The 924-nt window shown below is 74.8% G+C and carries 1 pseudogene; it reads left to right on the top strand.

Annotation, left to right across the window (positions count from 1 at the left end):
- Window positions 1-924 (top strand): annotated as a pseudogene (locus tag B7767_RS29860) (DEAD/DEAH box helicase); the annotation flags it as partial.

Here is a 924-nt window from a genome sequence, read left to right as displayed (position 1 = left end):
GCCCGCCCGGGGGGCGCCCGCGCTCGGCGCCCGCCTCTCCGAGCGGTACGGCATGGACGCCCAGGTGATGCACGCCGACGACGGCATCGTGCTGCGGCTGCCGGACGCCGACCTGATGAGTCTCGACCTCCTCGACCAGACCCCCGTGAAGGCCGGCACCGAGTACGACGCGGACCAGGCCCCCGTGGGAGCCGCCGACGTCGTCTTCGACAAGGGCGAGGTCGACCAGGTCGTCACCGACCAGGTGGGCGGCTCGGCGCTGTTCGCGTCCCGGTTCCGCGAGTGCGCCGCCCGCGCGCTGCTGCTGCCGCGCCGCAACCCCGGCCGGCGCACCCCGCTGTGGCAGCAGCGTCAGCGCGCCTCGCAACTGCTCCAGGTGGCCGGCGAGTTCGGCTCGTTCCCGATCGTCCTCGAAGCCGTCCGCGAGTGCCTCCAGGACGTCTTCGACGTGCCCGGACTCGTCGAGCTGATGGGTGACCTGGAGGCGCGCAAGGTGCGCCTGGTCGAGGTCACCACACCCGAACCGTCCCCCTTCGCCCGCTCCCTCCTCTTCGGATACGTCGCCCAGTTCCTGTACGAGGGCGACTCCCCGCTCGCCGAGCGGCGCGCCGCCGCCCTGTCGCTGGACTCACGGCTGCTGGCCGAGCTGCTCGGCCAGGCGGAGCTGCGCGAGCTGCTCGACGCGGAGGTGCTGACCGAGCTGGAGCGCGAGCTGCTGTGGCTCACCGAGGACCGGCGGGTCAAGGACGCGGAGGGCGTGGCCGACCTGCTGCGGCTGCTGGGCCCGCTCACCGACGCCGAACTCGCCGAGCGGGGTGCCGAGCCGCAGTGGGCGCGGGAGCTCGCCTCCGCGCGGCGCGCCATCCGGGTGCGGGTGGCCGGCACCGACCACTGGGCGGCGATCGAGGACGCCGGCCGGCTGCG

Origin of the sequence: Streptomyces sp. 13-12-16 (assembly GCF_002114215.1) — a bacterium.
GTDB lineage: Bacteria > Actinomycetota > Actinomycetes > Streptomycetales > Streptomycetaceae > Streptomyces.
This window is presented reverse-complemented; position numbering and strand designations above follow the sequence as displayed.